Here is a 23146-nt window from a genome sequence, read left to right on the forward strand (position 1 = left end):
CCCGTGGCCTGACCCAGCAGAACGACGAGATCGAACAGGCCGCCACTGCCGTCAATGAAATGACCAGCGCCGTGGAAGAAGTGGCGCGCAACGCGGTCAGCACTTCCGAAGCCTCGAAAAATGCCACCACCTCCGCTGGCGACGGCCGGGACCTGGTGCAGGAGACTGTCGGCGCCATCGAGCGCATGAGCGCCGACGTGCAGAGCACCGCCACGCTGATCGGCAACCTGGCCGATGAGTCCCGCGACATCGGCAAGGTCCTGGATGTGATCCGTGGCCTGGCCGACCAGACCAACCTGCTGGCGCTCAACGCGGCCATCGAGGCGGCCCGTGCCGGCGAGGCCGGTCGCGGTTTCGCGGTGGTGGCGGACGAAGTACGTGCCCTGGCCCATCGCACCCAGCAGTCGACCAGCGAGATCGAACGCATGATCGGCAGCATCCAGAACGGCACCGAACAGGCCGTGGACTCCATGCGCAACAGCACCGAGCGCGCCGAGTCCACACTCAACATCGCGCGTGGCGCCGGCATGTCCCTGGACACCATCAACGCGGCCATCCTGGAGATCAACGAGCGTAACCTGGTGATCGCCAGCGCCGCCGAAGAACAGGCCCAGGTGGCACGTGAAGTGGACCGCAACCTGGTGAACATCCGCGACCTGTCGGTGCAATCGGCCACCGGCGCCAATCAGACCAGCGCCGCCAGCGCCGAGTTGTCTCGCCTGGCCGTGGACCTGAACAGCATGGTGGGGCGCTTCAGCCTCTGACCCTTCGAGCACTCCCGCATCCCGGACGGGAGTGCTCGCCTCGCTCCGCCCCTGCCACCGGCTCGCGGAGCATTGCTGGCGCTACCTCGCGACAACACCTGCAAGCATTAACCCTTCTTTTTGTGGACCTTTAGAACCGGATCATTGGACAAGGCGCCTTTTGGCGCCGAAACATGATTAGGCCATCCCCTTCAGTTCCGCTGTCAGCGAGTCGATACCGAGACATGGTCCAGTCATTTCTGGGTTCGTCGAGGGTACGTCATGTTTAACAAAATTCTAAAAAGTGAACTGACGGCTAGGACAGCCGAATTAACGACATACAAAGGACTTGTGGGTGCCTTGGAACGGTCGATGGCCGTGGTCGAGTTCAGTCCCGACGGCAAGGTGCTTCGCGCAAACGAAAACTTCCTCAATACCATGGGTTACCGTGCGGAGCAGTTGGCCAGTCTGTCGCATCGGGACTTCTGCACCCCGGCGCTGGCGGGCAGCGCTGAGTACCGCGAATTCTGGAATCAGTTGCGCGCCGGTCAATTCGTTTCCGGGACCTTCCAGCGCCGTAGCGGGCGTGGCCAGAACGTATGGCTGGAAGCCAGCTACAACCCCGTGGTGGATGAGCACAACCGCGTGGTGAAAGTGGTGAAGTACGCCCTTGATGTCACTGCCAAGGTCGCGAACGAGGCGGAAATCCGCGGCAAGTTGGCGGCACTTGATCGTGCCATGGCGGTGATCGAATTTGACCTCAGCGGCCACATCCTCACCGCGAACGACAACTTCCTGAGGGTCATGAACTACAACTTGACCGAACTCCAGGGCAAACATCACCGGATGTTCTGTGAGCCAAACCTGGTAAGCAGTTCGGAATATAGTGATTTCTGGCGGCGCCTGAACGCCGGGGAATTCTTCAGCGGTCAATACAAGCGTCTCGGCAAGCACGGCAAGGTCGTCTGGCTGGAGGCCAGCTACAACCCGGTCTACGACGCCGAGGGCAAGTTGTGCAAGATCGTGAAGTTCGCAAGCGACATCACCGAACGAGTCGAGAAGTTCGAGGAAGACTCTCGCGGAGCCTCCCGCGCCTACCACATCTCCGCCGAGACCGAACGAGTGGCCGAACAGGGTGCCGAGGTTATCCACCAGACAGCCAAGGAAATGCGTCAGATCGCCGACAACATCGGCGCCTCCGCGCGCCTGGTCGGGCAACTGGGATCGCGCTCCGAGGAAATCACCGCCATCGTCAACACCATCCGCGGCATCGCCGACCAGACCAACCTGTTGGCCCTCAATGCCGCCATCGAGGCCGCGCGAGCGGGAGACCAGGGTCGAGGCTTCGCAGTGGTGGCCGACGAGGTCCGCCAGCTGGCAGGGCGTACAAGCCGCTCGACAGCGGAGATCGCCGAGATGATCGGCATGATCCTCTCCGAAACCCGCGAAGCCGTCGCAAGCATGAACGTCACCCACGAAGGCGCCCTGCGCGGCGTGACCCTGGCGGACCAGGCCGGATCGGTCATCGTACAGATCCGCACCGGGACGACAGACGCACTCGAAGCCGTGAGCATGTTTGCATCCAAGCTCGACGAGTCCGAGGTCATTCCGAAAACGGCAGTTGGCTGGGTTGGCTGAGAGGGTTCAGGGGGAGCTCGTGTCCTTTGTCATAACGCCCAACGGATGGGATCTCCGTTGGGACAACAGACCGCGCTTATGAAGAATGGGGACTGAAGAATCGAAGAATGCAGAAGAATGGGGACACCCATTAGCCGGCCTCAAGTCAAGGCTAAAAGCCAACCCATCCCTGCAAAATAAATCTGTCCCTTTTTTTGTGGCTTACATAGCGTCACAGTAAATTTCGCCTTATCTACATAGTTTTTATCTCTGAAATCAGAGCCAAAAACTCAGCTTCAGTCAACTCAAATTCCTCACCCTCTTCCATTGCAATCAGCGTGAGGAGCACTCGATCCATGGGCGCAGTTATTTCTAAGCCATGATTTTGATATATTTCAAATGCGGCTTTCGAAATCCTAAAAACCTCGAAACCATCAACCAATGTTTTTTCTAAATCCGTTGCAAGATCGGCTTGTGAGTACATTATTTCCAGTTCTTCAAAAAAGAAAAAAGGGGGACAGATTTATTTACCAGCATGACAAATAAATCTGTCCCCTTTTCGTCCGTCCCCTTTTCGTCCATTGGCGGAACGCCCTGTATCAATGTGTCGTATCTCGTAATACCACCACGTCATCGAGAGGTACCATAAAGGCCGTAGGTGTGACCTCCGCCCAAGTCAACGGTCATTTCAACGGGTCGCGAGTATTCGGTTCCAATCGCACGGTGAACGGAAATTTTAGAAAAAGAGGACAGATTTATTTACCAGCACAACAAATAAATCTGTGCCCTTTTCACCTGTGAGGCAGGGAGGCCGGCCAGATAACTCTCAGAGTTATTTACGAATCAGCACAAAGATGCCACACCATCACCCTCCAATCAATTCAATAATCCGCCCATCACTTCTGACGGACCTGTGGATAATAAACCTTGCTCACCCTCATCAAATTCACCAAGCCTCCTAAAAAGCAGCCCTTTCTTTTCACTTATCAAGTAATGCAAATCCAAATCATCCGATACATTCCCGGACCATCCCACATCCAAAATACTTTTCACATCAAACCCGCTAGGCAGCGCAGCGATATATGAGCAGCGTTCAACCTCAAGAATTTTCGCCAAAAACTCAACTGAATTTCTCGATAGCCGCACAGCACCAAAAAATTTTTACTGCCCATCTGCCTCAACCATGCGTTCTTGCAGTTCACTGCCGCCTACAACTTCATTTCCGCGAAAGCTTAAAGCCCCCCACAACTTTCGGTATCGGATCACTCGTGTATCTGGCTGCCATGCTGAGTTACCAACAAAAAACCAGACGTCGTAACCGAGTAAGTTTTTTTTCAATTAAGAGAAAATATAATCTAACACCAGAACCAAAGAGCTACTTGATGACTCAGCAACCATAAAACTCGCTACAGAGATGGCCTCGGCCGCCCCTCTCTGCGGACGGTTAATATTGAATACCTCGTTCGGTATAGAAATATTAGGCGCGCTCAAAATTTCAATATCAATAGTCATAGTGATTTCCGATTTCATCATTAAAGTGGGAGCCGCGATTTTGTGGATTTCCCACACCGAAATCATGACCCCTTGCATCATCACGGATCCTTACCGTTCTTACCAAAAAAGGGGGACCCCAAAAAAAGGGGACAGATTTATTTACCAGCACAAAAAACAAATCCGCCCCCTTTTCACCTAAACAAACACTATGCGCAAGTCAGCAATCTTTCACGAATAGCATGTTGAGTTGGCAAAGAGATAAAAATATCTTCGCCCACTTCTTGAAAATCATCGACCCATCTGTAAATTTTATAGCCACTATGAAACGCAGATACCAGACTTAACAGTAGAACCTCGTCCAACTCCAATCCGCCCTCATCTAACTCCAAAATCACGAGAGCTTCGTCTGTAACATCTAAAGACAGGGAGCAGCCCTCATTCCGCAAATATTCCTTAAGCGCGCCCCCTTTGAGCATCTCAACTCTTATCCAGGGTTCGCTATTTTGCTGATTACTCCACTGTTTATTGACTTCCCACTTGTTAACTTTCAAGTCAAGAAAGCTGCACTCATTGAAAACTTCTTGATCCTGAATATAAGAGACAGGTACATCGCCCCATGCCCGTCTGACCAATATCTCTCTTTCGGGTAAAGCTATCCCTTGTTTTATAACCACAGCATATTTACTGCTCATTACATATTCCCTGTTTCTTGCAATCGTTTCAGCCCCTTCTCAGCATTTCTAACCAACTGGGCCCGTGCAGACTGAGGCAAACGTTTAAATGCTTTATCGATTTGAGGCGCCAAGAAAAAAGGGGACAGATTTATTTACCAGCCTGACAAATAAATCTGTCCCCTTTTCGTTCATTGATGCTGAAGAATTTGCCGTCTACGATCCATTGGGGCTGTGTCCTTGGTTCGCTGGTGTGTGTTCGCAACTATCACCGTAGACCAAGACCAGCCCCTCTTAATTTTTCGCTTTCAGTTCAATCGCTTAGCCGCTAAGGAAGTGCCATTCAAATCTGCCCCCTTTTCGTCCACCTTACGTTCCTGGCCTATAATCATCAATCGACTTATTTTTATCTTTCAATAAAGATGCAATGAAATCTGAATTAAAATCTGTCAGAAATTCAATAGCGTCATAGACTTTCCAGCGATGCACCTCGGGCTTATCGATTATAGCAATAAGATGATTTTCAATAAGAGGCACATATTCCGTGTAATTCTCACGCCTCACAAAATCAAAAATCTTGGCTATTTCGAAGATTTACTACTTGCTAAAGCAATGATTTTTGAAAGGATAGAATATATCTGAGCCCTAGCAACTTCGATATCCCCACGATCAGCCACGTTGGAAAAATACCGAGTAACAGCCAAGAGTATCTGGTAATAAGTATCGTCGTACCCATATACCCGATGAGAATAAATCCCCTCGATTTGCTCTGGCTTTTCCATACTTGCTTCCAAAGCAATCAAGCCTTCATGGATGCCCAAACTAGTCAGTAATTTTGCGGCAAAAAATCTTTCCTCATCATTACTAGCATTACGAATGCAGATCTAGCACAGCACTAATTCTTTCCTGCGGGATATCCTCCGGATCCAAGTCCCCTGCGCTCACGGCATAATCTGCATGCCCTGGAACGCTATTCAACAACTCGTACTTTTCAGGCCCCATAAAACACCTTTATTTCTTTACTCTATAATGTAGACCGCCGGCACACAACCCTTGATCAAACATTCACCATCGCGTTTGGCATCCCCCAAATCTCTATGGGCGTTAATCACCGAGTCGCTGTTACTGAAGCAAAAAAATAAAAAAAGGGGACAAAAAATAAGGACAGATTTATTTACCAGCATGACAAATAAATTTGCCTCTTTTTTCGCCACCTTTTCTAACCGCTTCAAACAACCACTACATCACCGGAATCCAAGTAAATTGTATAAGCCTCATAACCACTGTCGTTATCCGGTTCAACAACAATACTGTCGCCTGAGTTAAATAGTATCTGCAGCGCTGCTGCCTCAACCTCTCTAACCGACAGGACATCCTGTAGCAAAAAATCCAATAACGGCGCACTTGTGGATGAATCAGAAAACCGTCTTTGCCCTAACACGCCATTTACTTCATATTTCAAACCACCTTCCACACAAAAAGAGACTCTATATGGAGAGATGCCAGCAGAAATCTGGGGGCGTGAAAATTCCAATTTCGTCATTCGCACACCAAAACATACCATCTCCAGATAACAGCCGGATAGCAGTGAAAAGTCAAAATCAGCCGGTAATGAGTACATACGCCACCTTGATTGATAAATAGCTTCAACGACGAATCGGCGGCAAAGAGTCAGGAAGAAGAGGAACATGTGTATCCCCCTGACCTTTCCCCGGTTTGCCTGTTGCGGGGTTCATTGGTTGCTTGCCGGAGTTCTGCCAGCGCCAATATCCATTCTCATATCCCGGGACAGGTGATGAGCCAGGCGGCATAACTCGGATGTGCTCTCCTTTTGCCGGATCAGTTCCAGGTGGGTAGTAGATTTCCCCACCATTTTTCCCTGGCCGACTGATCCATCCGAATGGAATTACAGGAGCCTGCGGGGGATTTGATATCTGCTCTAGAGTTTGTGGTGTCTTCGCCCCACCTTTCGCACTATTATCCCCAACAACCCCAACCTTAACCCCGGTTGTACCACCCTTCCCCCCAGCCGTCGACGCGAACAATCCCCGATCCGGACTCAATCCATCCGACGCAAGCTCGGCCAGTAATGCAGCGCCATCGCCTTTTTCGGTACGCGTATTCTCGATAATGCCGGTATTGATGGCCCGCTCGTTACTCCGCGTGATTTCCCAAAGTGCTACCGAGCGATTCAGCCCTGAGCTTCTGCCGTCATGCAGCAATTTTTCATTGGCCGAAATCTCATCCGCCAGCTGCTTCGTAATCTGCGCACAGCCCGCCGGATTCTGCAGGCAGTACTGTCCAAACTCCCGGTTTCGGGCTGTGTCGAGGTTGTTGTAAAAATCACGGATGGATTGGCAATCAGCTGGTGATGTGCAGCTGTTGAGCTTTTGTTCTCTCTCCACCAATTCCGCATGGAACAGATAGTTGAACGCGGTCGCTTTCTCGGCAATCTTCGAACCTGTATCGAGATCGCCGTTGACCGCGGCCGCAGCCAGTAGCCCCGTTAGTTGCGAGAGCATCAGTTGCAGATGTTCGTTTTTATCCGCCACCTTGACCATGCTGGGAATCAGCGCTTCGTTCAAACCGGCGGCGACTGCCCCCGTTTTGAAATCACTGCCTGTCAGTTCAGCCAGCAGGCCACCCATGATCGCGTGGGCCACAATTTTCTGAGGGCCGCCATCCGGGAACTTGATGGTATCGCCCACCCAGTTGAAACCGGTCGCCATCGCCACATTGCCGGCCTCTCCCAGCAGGGCAGCATTGAAGTTGCTGCCGAAGCTGCCGCCTCCAATCGCTGTGGAAATGCTACTGGAGATGAGCGCTTTCCCAGTTGTGCGGACTGCCGTGTCAGTCGCGTTACTCCAACGGAAGATATCCTTGGATGAATTACGCGCGCTTGATGCTGAACTTGCCGAACCCGTCGAACCCGCCGACGGCTCGACGCCTTGAGTTGCAGTATTGGCGCTGTCGGCACTGGTAAACCATTCTTTGTCCGCGTATTCGAACGCATAGGCGGTAAAACCGGCAATCGCCGCACTCTTCAAGCTATCGGCGCTCACTGTTTCCTTTAGCGCACGACCCAGGTTGCCTTTGTTCTCAATAGTACTGGTGACTGCGGTGGTACTCAGGCTGGTGGCTACCGCAAGGTTGGTGCCTGACAGTCCGAAGCCGGCCGGGCCCATGATGAACGACATCAAAATCGCGATGGCGATTTTGGCTCCGGCACCCAGACCGGAGTTTTCATACTTGAAGCTGTCGTGGATTTCCTTCACCTGACGCCAGTCGATGTCGCCACGCGCCTCGGCCTGTTTCATCCAGGCCAGGCCCGGTTCAGCCTTCACCATCGCGTCGATGGTCTGGCTGACACTCTGTTTATCGACTTGCTTGACGTCGATACGCAGGCCGTCAACGGCCTTGATGACCAACTGTCCTTGGGCGACAAGCTCGCTCTGGCGCAAGGTTTCATCGGTGCGTCCCTCGCCTTTCATCTTGTACCAGGCCAGGTCACCTTTGCTCTTGGTGTGGCTTTCGTCGTGGTAGTCCTTGACCCCCTCGAAGATGATTCGCCCACCACTGTCTAGGGTCAGGTCATTGCCACTTTGCAGCTTCGCCACCTGGTAGGTCTGATCCCCACCGCTGATCAGTTTCAGGTTGCCCCCGGCCTTGATCTCGCTGCCGATATGAGTGATCTGAGTCACCTCATCCCGCCTTGCGGCGTTACTGCCCCATCCCCCCTTCTTCTTCATGTCATACAGCGAATAATCCCGATTCTGCTCAGCCAGCAGACTTATCTGCTTAACGGCAACCAGGTAAGCCTCGTCACCCGCCGTAATCCTGCTCGCCACCACCGACAGGTTGTTGCGCGCAGCAATCGCTACATCCCCGCCCGCATTGAGGGTGGTCGCCTGCTGCTGGACGTGATCCTCTTCCTTGTTGATCTTCTTGCCACTGCGCTTGTAGCGGTATTCGCTGGCGTCTTCGTTCGCTGCCGAGATCAGGGAAACGTCGGTGCCGGTCAGGTTGATATCGCCTTTGGCTTCGAGGTGACTGGCGACGACGGTCAGGTTTTTGCCGGCTGTGGCATTCAGGTCGCCGCCGGCCTTGATTTCACTGGCATGCTGGACGGTCTGACTCTGTTCCCAGAAGTGGCGCTTGTCCTTGCGCATCGAGCCGTTTTCTTCCCGGGCGGCGGAAATGACGATGTCTTCCCCCGCGCGCAGGTCAATGTCGTTGCCTGCGGTGATGGCGCCGCCCACGTTCAGCAGGTCGCCCGCCGCCCGCGCGGTGAGGTTGTTGCCGGCCTCGATGCGTGCGGCATTGTCGACCACCGAGGTTTTCGAGCTGAAACCCTGGCCGCTGTTTTCAATGATGCTGACGGTGCGGTCGTTGCGGATATCGCCGGTCAAGGTCGACAGCTCGACATCCTGGCCCTTGAGAATCCCGCCCTGGATGTTGACGAGGTCTTTGCCGGCAACCAGCTTGAGCCGCTCGCCGGCTTCGGCCAGGCGCGTGTTGACCAGGTTGTTCCCAGCCGCCGCCGAGAGGTTTTCGCTGGCGTGCAGCGTTCCGGCGTTCTTGAGGTCGGTGCCGGCAATCAGCGTGATGTCCTTGCCCTGGATCAGCGCGCCATCGGCCATCAACCGGCGGTTGGCCTGGGCCAGGTAGAGCACCGGCACCAGCACATGCTCGCCATTGATCACCTGGTCTTCCATCCAGACGATGTCATGGGTCAGCGCGGCGACCTGCTGCGACGTGAGGGTCACGCCAACGGCCAGGTTCAGTTGTTCCTTGCTGGCGATGGCGTTGTTCATCAGGTACTTGAACACGCCTTCATCGCTGGTCTGTCCGGCGATGAATCGCTGTCCGGTGCGGGCAAGCACCGCCTGCTGGACCAGGCGCTGCTCGTACAGGCCATCGCCCAGGCGCTTCCAGCTGGAGTCGGGGTCGTAACCCAGGTTGCCCAGCAAGTAGTCCGAACTCAGGAACTGCCTGAGGTCGGTCAGCGCAGGGTTGGTTTCGATCAGGTACTTGGGCCCGACAATGACCCGGCTCGCATCCGAGCCCTGGACGGTGGCCCGGCTCTGGTCACGGCTGCCTTGCGCCGCAGCCGCGCTGTCGACGATGCGGAACAGGCCATTCTCCCCCGTTGGCAAGCTGAACCCGGGCATGCCGGTCGGGTTGACCTGTTGTTGCGCAAGGTCGGGCGGTAACTGCGGGTTGAGCACCACCATCGCAGGCTGCGTGGAGGTGGCGACGTCCGTCGCCGCTGTTCTGGCCGTCCCCGCCAATGGCGCCTGGAACTGCACGATGCTGCTGTTTTCCAGTTTCTGGGTGGCCTGGATGTCGATATTGCCCCCCGATTGAACGACCGCCGGCGCCATCGGCGCACCCGGTGTCACGGTGGTGATGTCAGCCACCTGGCGGAAGCTGTTGAGTGCATCGACCGGGACTTCCTTGGGGTTGGCCTGGGCGTTGTAGGGAACGATGAAGCGCGAACGGAAACGCTCGTCGGTTCCGTCGGTCACCCTGCCGGTGTTCCAGGTCCGCGTCCTGACGCTGGAGCCGGCAGCGGCGCCGACGTTGGCAAAGTTATCCGCCTTGATCAGCAGGTCGGCGCCCGAGGCCATGACGCTGTGGTGGTTGGCTACCGCAAGGCCGTCGATGGTCAGCTTGCCGCCGCTCATCAAGGTGGCGCTGGCCGAGTCCTGGAGCACCACGCTCTGGTAGGTTTCATTGGCGATGTAGTCGACGTTGTGGTGGTCGCCGCTGCAGTCGTAGCATTTGACGCTGATGGAACCCGACACCAGTTGATCGGTGGTGGTAAAGACGTCCTTGCGGTTGATCAGGACATTGCTGCGCAGCGACATGTCCTTTGCCGATTCCAGGGTGCCGGAGATGTTCTCGAGCAGTTCGCTGCGGGCCACACCGTCCCGCGCCGCGACATTCAGCGCCCCCAGGCTGTAGACATCGGCGAAATGGTTGGTGAACCGATTGAAACGCAGCCCCATGTCCGCGCCGCTGAAGATCAGGCCATGATCGTTGCGCGCCTCGTCGGCGGTCAGTTCGACCGCCCGGGCGCCGCCCAGCGTGCCCGTGTTGGTCAAGCGGGCGGCGGTCAGGGCGAACGTGTCGCCGCTGGTGATCCGCCCGGCATTGTTCAGTGCGCCGAGGCTGCCGATGGTGGTAGCACCACCTCCAGCCAGGCGCGAGCCGCTCGAAACATCGATGCTTGCCGCACTCAAGTCGAACCGACCGACGCTGCTGGCCCGACTGCTGCCCGTGCCGACATAGGCACCGGTCAGCCTCAGATCGAGGGCTTCATCGCTGCCAATGACGCCTGCGTTGTTCCAGTTGCCACCCGTGGCGAGCAGGCTTTTGACGGCGAGCAGGCTACCGCGGTCGGATTGATTGAGCTGGCCGACCTTCAGGTCGAAGACATCGGCCTGGATAGCCGAGCTGTTATCCCAGCGGGCCGCGTCGACGGTCAAGGTACCCGATGTCGTCAGGCTGCCGCCGACGTTACTGAACCTGGCGATGTCCACGTCCAGGGTGCCGCTGCCCACATGGCGAACGCTGCCATCAGCGTTCAGGAAACCGGCCATCTGCAAGGACAGGTCGTGGCTGGCCACCTCGATGAGGCCGTTCTGGTTGTCCAGCAGTTGGCCAACCTCCAGGGTCGCCGCTCCCTGCTGGCCCACCGAACGCAACTTGCCGCGCTGGTTGTCGATCGATGCAGCCCGGATCGCCAGGCCATTGCTGCCCTCTACCAGGCCGCCCTGGTTGATGAGTGCTGCCCCAAGTCCGAAATCGATGGTGTCCGCCGCTACGCGTCCGTTGCTGTTATCCAGATCATGGGCACGGACCGCCAGCCCCTGCCTGGCAAGCAAGGCACCGTTGCGATTGTGCAATGCGCCAGTGCCGATTTCAGCCGCCCCGGACAGGGCCGACACCTGTCCGCCGTTGTTGAGCACCGCCTGCGTTGCGCCGAGGTCGATGGACTGGGCCTGGATCAATCCGGCGTCACCGCCGGCGGTGAGCGATTGACTGTTGTCCAGTACCTTGTCGAGAGCGGTTTTCAACCAGCCATTGACCGTTGCCAGCACGCCGCCACGATTGTCGAGGCTGCTCGCCTCGATATCGACGTTACCGGCCTGGGCGATGGCGCTGCCGTCCCGATTGAGAAGGTCCCCCACGATATCGACCTTCAGGTCATCCTGGCTGAGCAGGCTGCCGTTGGTGTTATCGACCTCTCCCCCAGCGATGGTCAGGCCTTGTTCGGTACTGATAATCGCCTTGCCAGTGTTGAGCAGGTGTTGGTGGGCAGTCAGGGCCATGGCCTTGACCGAGGCGATATAGCCGTCGTCGCTGTTATCGATGCGGTTTGCTGTCAGTGTCAGTTTCCCCTGGCTGACCAGCTTGCCGCCCTGCTGCTTGAAACTGTCCAGCGTGGCGACCGTATCCGCCTGGCTGGTGATTTGGCCGCCGCTGTTGTCAACGTCACCTGCGCCAACGGTCAGGGCGGCATCCGAAGCAATCTTGCCGCGGCTGTTATCGAGGGTTTTCGCCTCGATCTTCAGCCTGTCCTTGGCGCTGACAACGCCTTCACTGTTTTTCAACGTCCCGGCGACCAGGGCCTGCTCGCCACCGCTGGCGAGGGTGCCCTTGCCGCGGTTGTCCAGCGTCCCGAGGACTGTCGCGTTCAATGCGCCCTGGCTGACCAGTGTGCCGGCGCGGTTGTCGAGGGCCTTGCTGTCGACGGTCAGGGTTTTCGTCGCAGACAAGGTACCGCCGCGATTGTCCAGGGTCTGGGTGGTCGTGGCTTTCAAGTCGCGACTGGCAATCACGGCTTGCCCGCGGTTATCGAGGGCAGCCGCCGCAAGGACGACATCGCCGACCTGGTTGCGAGTGCTGTCGGCATTGACCCCCGCCTCGATGATGCCAAGGTTGCTGAGTTGGCCGTCGGTCGTCAGCGTGACGCTGTCACGCGCGGCCATGGCGCGTCGGTTGTCGATGCCGCCTCGGGTCGTGACCTGGAGGCGGCTGCCGGCATAGATCGTTTCCCGAGCGTCCAGGCTCTGCGCCTTGAGGTCGACAGCCCCGGCCGCGGTGGTCTGCGCCAGGCTCAAATGCCCATTGGCATCGAGCTGGATATCACCCCCACTGGCAATCAGCTTGCCGTCCAGTTTCACCCCGACCCCGGCCTCGGTGCCCACCAGCTTGATCGCCCCGGCATACATACCGCCCAAGGCCGAGGAGTCGATGGCCAGTTGCGGCTTGGCGCTGCCGTCATCGGCCCGTGCAGTGGCGTTGAGGGTGGCGGCATCGACGTCATTGCGTCCGGCGACGATGGTCAGGTTTTTCGCCTGGATCTCGGCGTTGATCCGGGCGCTGCGGGTGATGATTTCGAAGCGGTCGACGTTGTTCGCATTCAGGCCCGCGCCTTCGATGGCGACGCTGCCCTGGTCCACCTGGTAGCGGCTCAACTGGCCATTCTCGACGACCGGCTTGCCGGTGGTCAGGGTCGCCCGTGGGGTATTGATGAAGCCGCAGCCGTTGCAGGTGATGCCATAGGGGTTGGCGACGATGACATGGGCCGACTTCCCCGCCACTTCGGTGTAGCCGCGCAACTGGCTGGGATTGCCGCCGTTGACTTCGTTGAGGATGACCTTGGCCGCCGTGCCGTTGAGGTTCGGGTTGCCGAGGATGATCCCGCCCAGTTGCGTGGACTGGGTGCGGTTGGTGGCGTTGTTGAGGATCACGCCGTTGCTGCCGACGTTGTAGTCCTTGAACTGGTTGTGGGACAGGCCGCTGCCATTGGGCTTGGCGATGTTGACGATGGGCACGCCGTTGCCCGCCTGGCCGAGGCTGGTGCCCGGACGGCTGACCACGATGCCATCGGCCTGGGCCCACAGCGGTTGCCAGAACATGACGTTGGCCAACAGGAACGCCAGGCCGCGCTTGGGCATGCCCCAGAACAGGTTGCGGTTTTGCAGGGCAGCAGAAGGCTGGCGTGCCAGGAAGGCGTATTGGCGGTCGTCCATGATCAGGTCTCGTTGCAGCAGAAATTAGAGGAAAACATCCAGGCGCAAGTAGATTGGCGCTTCGCGCTCGGTCAGGGCATCCGGACGTTCCAGGGAATGGGCGAAGGTCACGCTGGCGCTCAGGTGTTCGCCGCGGGCGAACAGCTCCAGCGAGTGGCTGGACATGCGCCCATGCTCGTCGCCGTTGTAGCGGGTCCCGGTGATGACACCCTGGTCGTAACCCAGGCTGGTGCCGTACTCGGCGAACACCGGGCGCAGCCACTCCAGGGTGACCGGGCGGCTCCAGCGCAGGTCGTTGCGCCAGTAACCGCCGCTGTCGCCGGCCAGCGACTGGTCCTTGTAGCCCCGGATCGACGATTGCCCGCCCAGGCTCATGCGCTGCGGGCTGAACAGCACGTCTTCGCTGCGCTGCCCGGTCATCAGGCTGCTGAAGCTGAAGGACTCGCCCCAGAGCTGGAAGGGTTGCAGGTAGCTGAGGGTGGCGGTGTATTTGCGGTAGCGCGCGTCGGGCTGGCCGGGGCGTGGATTATCGTCGCCCTGGGCATCGAAGGCACCGATGCCTTGCTGCAGGCCCAGGTCCAGGTTGACGAAGGCACTGCCGACTCGCCGTCCGTGGTTGATGCCGAACTGCGCTTCACTCAGGCGATGGCTGCTCACGGCGAGCTTGCTGTCTTCGATGAAGTTGCTGGTGCGCAGATAAGCCAGGCCGGTGTTGAGGGACGTCTTGCTCATCGCGTCACGATGGACCACCCGCTCGACCCGCACCTGGTGGTTCTGGCTGTCGCCGGTCTGCTTGAAATTGAACCCGTCGACCGTGCCCCGCGAGCGGTATTCGCTCTGGCTATAGGTGTAGCTGACGTTCCACCAGCCAAATGGCAGGTTGTAATACAGCATGGCATTGCGCGAAGTGCGTTGATGATCGCTGACGGCATCGTGACCGCCGCGCAAGGACAATTGATCGGCCAGCCCCAAGGGGCTGTCCCAATCCAGGGACGTGCCCCATTGCTGTTCGCCCGTGCTCCGCTGGCCGTCGTTGTGCCGCGACAACCCGACGCGCCAGGGTTTTTGCGGGGTGTTCTGCACCAGCACTTCGCTGCCGCCGACATGCTGCCCAGGCATCAGCTCCATCTGCGCCTGGTTCGATGGCAGGCGGTTGAGCTGGTCCACCATCTGCTCGATCTCCCGCAGGTTGACCAAGTCGCCGACCTTGCCGGGAAACGCCATCGCCAGTTCACCTTCCGAAAGCCGGCTGTTTTCGGCGCCCTTCAAGCCCTCGAGGCGCCCCTCCACCACCAGCACCTGCAAGTGACCGTCGGACAAATCCTGCTGCGGCAGGTAGGCACGACTGGTGACCAGGCCTTTCTCGATGTAGCGGTCGGTGATGACCTTGAGCAGTTCGTTGAGTTGCGGCACGCCCAGGCATTGGCCGATGTAGGGCGCCAACAGGCGCTCGCGCTCAGCGGAGGAAAGGCAGTCGGCGCCCTTGAGCTCGATGGTGCGGATGGGGAAGCAGCGGGTATCGACCGGCGCCGTCGGCTGGGCCGGCTTCGCCTCCTGGCCGGGCAGGTTCTTCAGATCCTCCAGGCGCCGGCGCTGTTCCTCGAGCAAACGGTTCTGGCGTTCGCGGATCAGGTCGGTGTCACCGGGGGTGGGGGCAGCGTGAGCGGGGAGCAGCGGAGAAAGGCACAGCAAAGCCAAGCACAACCTCGCCCAACGGGCGGGTGAGAACATGTTCGATCCCTCGAATAAAACGGCGTCCAAAAATAGCGGCGCGATGCTAGGGAGCGTCATTTGCGCCGTCAATTAAATATTTGTCTCCAGAGTTATTCCGAGAACCCGTTATCCAGAATCAGACGCATCGGTCCGTGCCCTCGGCCCGGCCCGCAAAACCTTTTTGACAGCATCGTATTTCAACAGGTTAGAATCGCTGGCACGCAGGCTGCATGGTCAGCCTGTGCCCGTCTTTCAGTTTTCCGGAGTACTGCCTTTGACTGCGACGACCATCAACAGCCTGTTCTTGATCGGCGCGTTGCTGGTAGGTGCGAGCATTCTGGTCAGCTCCCTTTCGTCCCGCCTGGGTATCCCCATCCTGGTGATCATCCTGGCCGTGGGCATGGTCGCCGGGGTCGACGGCGCCGGAATTCTCTTCGATAACTACGCCACGGCCTATCTGGTGGGCAACCTTGCGCTGGCGGTGATCCTGCTGGACGGTGGCTTGCGTACCCGGGTCTCCAGTTTCCGGGTGGCCTTGTGGCCGGCGCTGTCGCTGGCGACGGTCGGCGTGCTGATCACCACGGGCCTGACCGGCCTGGCGGCGGCGTGGCTGTTTGACCTTAACCTGATCCAGGGCCTGCTGATCGGCGCCATCGTCGGCTCCACCGACGCCGCGGCGGTGTTCTCGTTGCTGGGGGGCAAGGGCCTGAACGAACGGGTCAGCGCCACCCTGGAGATCGAATCCGGCAGCAACGACCCCATGGCCGTGTTCCTGACCGTCACCCTGATCGGCATGCTCGCCAGTGGTGAAACCGGCCTGCACTGGAGCCTGCTCGGGCATCTGGTGCGCGAGTTCGGCATCGGCGCGGTGATCGGCCTGGGTGGTGGCTGGCTGATGTTGCAGCTGGTAAACCGCATCAACCTGGCCAACGGCCTCTACCCGATCCTGGTGATCAGCGGTGGCCTGGCCATCTTCGCCCTGACCAACACCCTGCACGGCAGTGGTTTCCTGGCGGTGTACCTGTGCGGCCTGGTGCTGGGCAACCGCCCGGTGCGCAGCCGCCACGGCATCCTGCATATGCTCGACGGCATGGCCTGGCTGGCGCAGATCGGCATGTTCCTGGTACTGGGATTGCTGGTCACACCCCACGACCTGCTGCCGATCGCCTTGCCGGCCCTGGGCCTGGCACTGTGGATGATCCTGTTGGCACGGCCGCTGTCGGTCATGGTGGGCCTGATGCCGTTCCGGGCCTTCCATGGCCGCGAAAAAGCCTTCATTTCCTGGGTCGGCCTTCGCGGCGCGGTCCCGATCATCCTGGCGGTCTTCCCGTTGATGGCCGGCCTGCCTCACGCCCAGCTCTATTTCAACCTGGCGTTCTTTATCGTACTGGTGTCCTTGCTGGTGCAGGGCACCAGCCTGCCCTGGGTCGCCAAACTGCTGCATGTCACCGTCCCGCCGGAGCCGCTGCCGATCTCCCGGGCCGCGCTGGAAGTGCACGTCACCAGCGAATGGGAGCTGTTCATCTATCGCCTGGGCGCGGAGAAATGGTGCATCGGTTCCCCCCTCCGGGACCTGAAAATGCCCGATGGAACACGTATCGCGGCCTTGTTTCGCGGCCAGCAACTGCTCCATCCGTCGGGTAGTACGGTGCTTGAAACCGACGACCTGCTCTGCGTCATCGGCCATGAACATGACCTGCCGGCCCTCGGAAAACTGTTCAGCCAGGCGCCACAACGGGGCCTGGATCTGCGCTTCTTCGGCGACTTCGTTCTGGAGGGAGACGCCCAGCTGGCTGCGGTTGCGGCGCTGTACGGATTGAAGCTCGACGGTATCGATCCGGACATGTCCCTGGGCCGCTTCATTGCCCAGAAGGTCGGTGGTGCTCCAGTGGTCGGCGACCAGGTGGAGTGGAACAACACCTTGTGGACTGTCGCGGCCATGGACGGGAACAAGATCGGCAAAGTGGGCGTCAGATTCCCCGAAGGAAGTCGCCCGGGTCCCGGCTTGTTCCTCTAAACTGCTCCCTTTCTTATTTGCTTGACCGGTCTCTATGCCTACCCTGCGCTCTTTTTTCGCCATTGCCCTGCTGGGCCTGAGTCTTTCCATCTGCACGCTGCAAGCCGCCGAGCCGCCCACCAGCGAATCGGTTCAGGCCAGCCTGGACAAGATCGCCGACCGCAAACTGCCGGAAGCCGACCAGAAGGCTTTGCAAGCGGTGCTGCAAGGCACCCTGGCCCAACTCGCCAGCAAGGCCGAGTACGAGCAGAAACTGCAGGCACTCAAGCAGCAGTTGGCCAACGCCCCCAAGCAGAACATTGAAAACCAGCGTGAACTGACGCGACTCAAGAGCACACCTGTGGTGCCCGTGGCGCAGCGTTACGCGAACCTGCCGATTCCCCAGCTCGAACAAATGCTGACGGATCGCTCCACCCAGCAGAGCGACTTGCAAAAGGCCCTCGCCGATGCCAACAGCCTGATCATCACCGCACAGACCCGGCCCGAACGGGCCCAGGCCGAAATTGCCAACAGCCAGACTCGCATCCAACAGATCAACGCCATTCTCAAGGCGGGAAGAGACGCTGGAAAAACCCTCAGCAGTGAACAGCGCGACCAGCTCAACGCCGAACTGGCGGCCCTCAACGCGCTGATCCCGCTACGGCGCCAGGAACTGGCCGGCAACAGCCAGTTGCAGGACCTGGGCAACGGCCAGCACGACTTGCTGATGGAAAAGATCGCCCGCATGGAGCAGGAGATCCAGGACCTGCAGAACCTGATCAGCCAGAAGCGCCTGGCCCAGTCCCAGGAAACGGTGACCCAGCAATCCATCGAAGCGCAGAAAGCCGGCGGCAGCAGCCTGCTGGCCACCGAAAGCGCGGCCAACCTCAAGCTTTCGGACTATCTGCTCAAAAGCACCGACCGCCTCAACGAAGTCACCCAGCAGAACCTGCAGACCAAGCAACTGCTGGACAGCGTCACCCAGACCGACGCGGCCCTGGACGAACAGATCAGCGTACTCAAGGGCAGCCTCCTGCTTTCCAAGATCCTCTATAAACAACGCCAGACCCTGCCGCGCCTGCAACTGGACCAGAACCTGGCCGACCAGATCGCCGACATCCGCCTGTATCAGTTCGAAGTCAGCCAGCAACGCGAGCTACTGAACAATCCGAGCGCCTACGTCGACAGCCTGCTGGCATCGCAACCGGCGGAACAGGTTACGCCGCAGTTGCGCAAGACCCTGCTGGACCTGGCACTGACCCGGATCGACCTGCTGGAACGCTTGAGCCGCGAACTGAGCGCCGTGCTCAACGAATCCATTACGTTGCAGCTCAACCAGAAGCAACTGCTCAGCACCGCGCAAAACCTGCGGGCGACCCTCGAAGAACAGATGTTCTGGATCCCCAGCAACAAGCCACTGGATCTTGAATGGTTGCGTGGCGTGCCAAGCCGCCTGGAAAAACAGGTGGACTCGCTGCCCTGGGCCTCGAGTCTCAGTGAGCTGGCCGATGGCCTGACCCAGCGCCCACTGCTGTTCCTGCCCCTGGCGCTGCTGATCGGTGCGCTGCTGTGGCGACGCAAGAATCTTTATGCCCGGCTGAACAAGGTTCACCAGGACGTTGGCCACTTCAAGCGCGACAGCCAGTGGCATACGCCCCAGGCGATCCTGATCAACATCCTGCTGGCGATGCCGGTGGCCCTGGCGCTGGCGCTCTGTGGCTATGCCTTGCAGATCGACGCCCGCGGCCAGAACGCCAACCTCGGTGCCGCGCTGTTGCAGATCGGCCAGGCCTGGCTGGTGTTCTACACCGCCTATCGCATACTGGCCCCCGGTGGCGTGGCCGAGCTGCATTTCCGCTGGGAGAAACCCCAGGTCGAATTTCTCCAGGGCTGGATCCGTCGCCTCGGGCTGGTGGTGCTGGCGCTGGTGGCCGTGGTGGCCGTGGCCGAGCTGCAACCTTCGACCCTGGCCGACGACGTACTGGGCATGCCGGTGGTGCTCACCTGCTACGCCCTGATGGCCTGGTTGCTCAGCCGCCTGCTGCTGAGCAGCCCGACCCATCGCAACACCTCTCTGTTCCGCAAGGCGGTCGGGGTGGTGTTCACCGCCTTGCCCATCGCCCTGTTCGTGGCCGTGTGCTTTGGCTACTACTACACCGCGCTGAAACTCAGCGACCGGCTGATCAACACCCTTTACCTGCTGATGTTCTGGCTGGTGATCGAGGCGACCTTCGTGCGGGGCCTGTCCGTCGCGGCCCGGCGCCTGGCCTACCAGCGAGCCCTGGCCAAGCGTCAGGCAGCCAAGGAAGCCGGCGATGGCGAGGCGGTGGTCGAAGAGCCGACCCTGGACATCGAGAAAGTCAACGAACAGTCCCTGCGCCTGATCCGACTGGCCCTGCTGGGTGGCTTCATCGCCGCACTGTACTGGGTCTGGTCGGACCTGATCAGCGTGTTCTCGTACCTGGACAACATCACCCTCTACGAATACACCAGCGGCACGGGCGTCAACATGAGCATGGTGCCCATCAGCATCGGCGACATGCTCGGCGCGCTGATCATCATCGGCATCACTTTCGCGCTGGCGCGCAACCTGCCGGGCCTGCTGGAAGTGTTCGTGCTGTCGAAGCTGAACCTGGCCCAGGGCAGCGCCTATGCCACCACCACGCTGCTGTCCTATGTGATCGCCGGCGTCGGCTTCGTCACCACCCTGTCCACCCTGGGCGTGAGCTGGGACAAATTGCAATGGCTGGTGGCGGCGCTGTCGGTAGGCCTGGGCTTCGGCATGCAGGAAATCTTCGCCAACTTCATATCCGGGATCATGATCCTGTTCGAGCGTCCGGTGCGAATCGGCGACACCATCACCATCGGCAACCTGTCGGGTACGGTGAGCAAGATCCGAATCCGCGCGACCACCATCACCGACTTCGACCGCAAGGACATCATCGTCCCGAACAAGACCTTCATCACCGGGCAACTGATCAACTGGTCGCTGACCGACACCGTTACCCGGGTGACCCTGAAACTGGGCGTGGACTACGGCTCCGACCTGGACCGGGTGCGCGAACTGCTGCTCAAGGCTGCCCGGGAGAACCCGCGGGTGCTGAAGGAGCCGGAACCGATCGTGTACTTCCTGAACTTCGGCGAGAGCACCCTCGATCATGAGCTGCGCATGCATGTGCGCGACCTCGGTGACCGCAACCCGGTACTGGACGAGATCAACCGCTTCATCAACCGTGAGTTCAAGAAGGAGCACATCAACATCTCCTTCCGGCAGATGGAAATCTACCTGAAGAACCTTCACGGCCAGGAATACAAGCTGGTACCCGCCGAGCCGGACAAGAAAACCATCCCGCCGGTGCCCTCGGCCGTAGCCAGCATCAAGCCGGTGCAAGAGCCGCCGCAAGAAACACTCGACTGATGTGCGATGCCCAAGGCATCGCGCCGGAGACGGCCATGAAAACGCTGGAAACGTTGACCTTCGATAACCGCTTCGCCCGCCTGGGCGACGGTTTCTCGGCCCATGTACTGCCCGAGCCCATCGACAACCCACGACTGGTGGTGGCCAGCCCGGCGGCCATGGCGCTGCTGGACCTGGATCCGGCCGAAGCCCACACGCCGTTGTTCGCCGAGCTGTTCGGCGGGCACAAGCTATGGGCCGAGACCGAGCCTCGGGCGATGGTCTATTCCGGGCACCAGTTCGGTCATTACAACCCGCAACTGGGGGACGGCCGTGGATTGTTGCTGGCAGAGGTGTACAACGAAGCCGGCCAGCACTGGGACTTGCACCTCAAGGGGGCCGGCCAGACGCCGTTTTCACGGATGGGCGATGGACGGGCGGTCCTGCGCTCGTCGATCCGCGAATTCCTCGGCTCGGAAGCGCTGCACGCCCTGGGCATTCCCACCACGCGCGCCTTGTGCGTAATCGGTTCAGACACCCAGGTCTGGCGCGAAAAGCAGGAACGCGCCGCCATGGTATTGCGCATGGCGCCAAGCCACGTGCGCTTCGGCCACTTCGAATACTTTTACTACACCAAGAAACCGGAACTGCAGGCGACCCTCGCCGAGCATGTGCTCAACCTGCACTTTCCCGAGTGCCGCGAGCAGCCGGAGCCGTACCTGGCGATGTTCCGCGAAATCGTCGAGCGCAACGCCGAGCTAATTGCCAAATGGCAGGCCTATGGCTTCTGCCACGGAGTGATGAACACCGACAACATGTCGATCCTGGGCATTACCTTCGACTTCGGGCCGTTCGCCTTCCTCGATGACTTCGATGCCAATTTCATCTGTAACCACTCCGATGACCAGGGCCGCTATTCATTCAGCAACCAGGTGCCCATCGGCCAATGGAACCTCAGCGCCCTGGCCCAGGCCCTGACGCCCTTCATCAGCGTCGAAGCCCTGCGAGAGACCCTGGGCCTGTACCTGCCACTTTTCCAGGCCCATTACCTGGACCTGATGCGTCGCCGCCTCGGCCTGACCCGCGCCGAAGACGACGACCAGAAACTGGTGGAACGCCTCCTTCAGCTGATGCAGAACAGTGGCGTCGACTACAGTCTGTTCTTCCGCCGCCTGGGCGAAGAGTCTGCGGAGCAGGCCGTCGCCAGGCTGCGGGACGAATTCGTCGACCTCAAGGGCTTCGATGCCTGGGGAAGGCTCTACGTCGAGCGGGTCAGCCGTGAAGACCCTGTCGACCAGGGTCAGCGCCGCAGCCGGATGCACGCCGTCAACCCGCTGTATGTACTGCGCAACTACCTGGCACAGAACGCCATTGACGCGGCCGAGTCAGGCGACTACGCCGAAGTGCGCCGCCTGCACACCGTGCTGGCCAACCCGTTCGAGGAACAACCGGGCATGGACAGCTACGCGCAACGCCCGCCGGAATGGGGCAAGCACCTGGAAATCAGCTGCTCGTCGTGACGCGGCTCCATGGCTGAGGAGCCGTTTCTTCGCCATGAGAGTCCATGCAATCGACATGTTTATCTGGATGGCCTTCAGCGCTCACCCCACCTTGTCGTTGCCCTGCTCGGGGGTTTCGATGCCCGGCTCGGTCTCGGCGCCTTCCTTGTCGGACGGTTCGGTCGATGGCTTTTTCTCGGGATAGCCCGGCATGCCGCGGGCATCTTCCGGGGTGAGCTCGTCCCGATCGTGGCGACGATCGGTTGCATAGGCGGGAGCGGCGTTCGGGTCTTCGTCGCGACCAGCCGTGCCGAGCACGAAGCCGTCGTCGTTGGGGTTGTCCGGTGCGTGGGCGAAGGCTTGATCTTTCGTAGGGCTCATGGGACCTCCATGGGTTGCGAACAGATACGTTGTGGTGTTTTTGAGGTCCAGGCGCGACATCAGTGCGACGCACCTGATGAATGGCAACCTTGATAAACCGCCCCGGCGACACCAGATCAGGCTCATGATCGTTTTCTGGAGCCCGCCATGCCTGACCCGATGCTGATTCCTTGCCCCCACTGCAACGGCCTCAATCGCCTACCCGCCGACCGCCTGGCAGACCGGCCCAAATGCGGGCGCTGCAAGGCCCAGGTGCTGCTGGACGAACCGTTCGAACTCAAAGAGGGTGACTATGCCAGCCAGATCAAGGGTGACCTGCCATTGCTGGTGGACGTGTGGGCACACTGGTGCGGGCCATGCAAGTCATTCGCGCCGGTGTTCCAGCAGGCTGCCGCGCAACTGACCGGCAAATGCCGACTGGCCAAGCTCGACAGCGAAGCCAACCCGCAACTGTCGGCACAGCTGGGGATTCGCTCGATTCCCAGCCTGATCCTGTTCAAGGATGGCCGGGAAGTCGCACGTCAGAGCGGGGCGCTGCCCTTGCCCCAGTTGATGAGCTGGTTGCGCAGCCAGGGCATCTAAACCCCACGA

At 59.3% G+C, this 23146-nt stretch carries 12 protein-coding genes and 4 pseudogenes; 7 read left to right on the forward strand and 9 right to left on the reverse strand.

Translation table 11 applies throughout. The features are described 5' to 3' along the window. Positions 1-164 precede the first annotated feature (164 nt). The 3 pseudogenes from BW992_RS27440 to BW992_RS27450 form a co-directional block, all read left to right on the forward strand. A pseudogene (locus BW992_RS27440) lies at positions 165-764 on the forward strand (methyl-accepting chemotaxis protein); the annotation flags it as partial. Positions 765-1115: 351 nt separating this feature from the next. Continuing rightward, positions 1116-1745, forward strand: a pseudogene (locus tag BW992_RS27445) (PAS domain-containing protein); the annotation flags it as partial. Positions 1746-1907: 162 nt separating this feature from the next. Then, a pseudogene (locus BW992_RS27450) lies at positions 1908-2381 on the forward strand (methyl-accepting chemotaxis protein); the annotation flags it as partial. Between the two features lie 232 nt (positions 2382-2613). On the opposite strand, the gene BW992_RS04775 reads toward BW992_RS27450, so the two are convergent. The 8 genes and pseudogenes from BW992_RS04775 to BW992_RS04800 form a co-directional block, all read right to left on the reverse strand. Then, complete coding sequence (locus BW992_RS04775) at positions 2614-2844, reverse strand: hypothetical protein (protein ID WP_072432181.1); 231 nt, start codon at positions 2842-2844, stop codon at positions 2614-2616. Positions 2845-3236: 392 nt separating this feature from the next. Further along, entirely contained in the window at positions 3237-3476 is a 240-nt protein-coding gene (locus BW992_RS26850) for a hypothetical protein (RefSeq protein ID WP_148049148.1), read from the reverse strand. A gap of 385 nt (positions 3477-3861) precedes the next feature. Next, positions 3862-4023, reverse strand: coding sequence for an HNH/endonuclease VII fold putative polymorphic toxin (locus BW992_RS27455; protein ID WP_371264409.1), 162 nt, complete (start codon positions 4021-4023; stop codon positions 3862-3864). Positions 4024-4060: 37 nt separating this feature from the next. Continuing rightward, positions 4061-4546, reverse strand: a complete 486-nt coding sequence (locus BW992_RS04785) for a hypothetical protein (protein ID WP_072432182.1) — start codon at positions 4544-4546, stop codon at positions 4061-4063. 348 nt (positions 4547-4894) lie between these two features. Continuing rightward, positions 4895-5527: pseudogene (locus BW992_RS27165) on the reverse strand (hypothetical protein). Positions 5528-5753: 226 nt separating this feature from the next. Next, positions 5754-6215 (reverse strand): hypothetical protein, encoded by a 462-nt coding sequence (locus BW992_RS26855; protein WP_143007951.1) that lies wholly within the window; start codon positions 6213-6215, stop codon positions 5754-5756. After that, entirely contained in the window at positions 6172-13569 is a 7398-nt protein-coding gene (locus BW992_RS04795; RefSeq protein ID WP_076405695.1) for a two-partner secretion domain-containing protein, read from the reverse strand. Before BW992_RS04795 ends, BW992_RS26855 begins: the two co-directional genes overlap by 44 nt. 24 nt (positions 13570-13593) lie before the next feature. Then, positions 13594-15300, reverse strand: coding sequence for a ShlB/FhaC/HecB family hemolysin secretion/activation protein (locus BW992_RS04800; protein WP_076405697.1), 1707 nt, complete (start codon positions 15298-15300; stop codon positions 13594-13596). Positions 15301-15556: 256 nt separating this feature from the next. On the opposite strand from BW992_RS04800, the gene BW992_RS04805 reads away from it, so the two are divergent. The 3 genes from BW992_RS04805 to selO are packed head-to-tail and all read left to right on the forward strand — an operon-like array spanning position 15557 to position 22195. After that, positions 15557-17299: a potassium/proton antiporter gene (locus tag BW992_RS04805; RefSeq protein ID WP_072398015.1), complete on the forward strand. Its 1743-nt coding sequence runs from the start codon at positions 15557-15559 to the stop codon at positions 17297-17299. A gap of 34 nt (positions 17300-17333) precedes the next feature. After that, positions 17334-20696 (forward strand): mechanosensitive channel MscK, encoded by a 3363-nt coding sequence (gene mscK, locus BW992_RS04810; RefSeq protein WP_072398014.1) that lies wholly within the window; start codon positions 17334-17336, stop codon positions 20694-20696. Between the two features lie 35 nt (positions 20697-20731). After that, positions 20732-22195 carry a protein adenylyltransferase SelO gene (selO, locus tag BW992_RS04815; protein WP_076407325.1) on the forward strand — a complete coding sequence of 488 codons (1464 nt, stop codon included), beginning with the start codon at positions 20732-20734 and terminating at the stop codon, positions 22193-22195. 81 nt (positions 22196-22276) lie between these two features. Here selO and BW992_RS04820 read toward each other — a convergent pair whose 3' ends face one another. Beyond that, the gene (locus tag BW992_RS04820; RefSeq protein WP_076405699.1) at positions 22277-22555 is read right to left on the reverse strand and encodes a hypothetical protein; all 279 of its coding nucleotides are present in this window, start codon (positions 22553-22555) and stop codon (positions 22277-22279) included. A 147-nt stretch (positions 22556-22702) separates the two neighbouring features. Between BW992_RS04820 and trxC the strand changes: the two genes are divergently transcribed. Further along, positions 22703-23137 (forward strand): thioredoxin TrxC, encoded by a 435-nt coding sequence (gene trxC, locus BW992_RS04825; protein WP_076405700.1) that lies wholly within the window; start codon positions 22703-22705, stop codon positions 23135-23137. Positions 23138-23146: the final 9 nt, after the last annotated feature.

Origin of the sequence: Pseudomonas sp. 7SR1, assembly GCF_900156465.1 — a bacterium.
Classification (GTDB): domain Bacteria; phylum Pseudomonadota; class Gammaproteobacteria; order Pseudomonadales; family Pseudomonadaceae; genus Aquipseudomonas.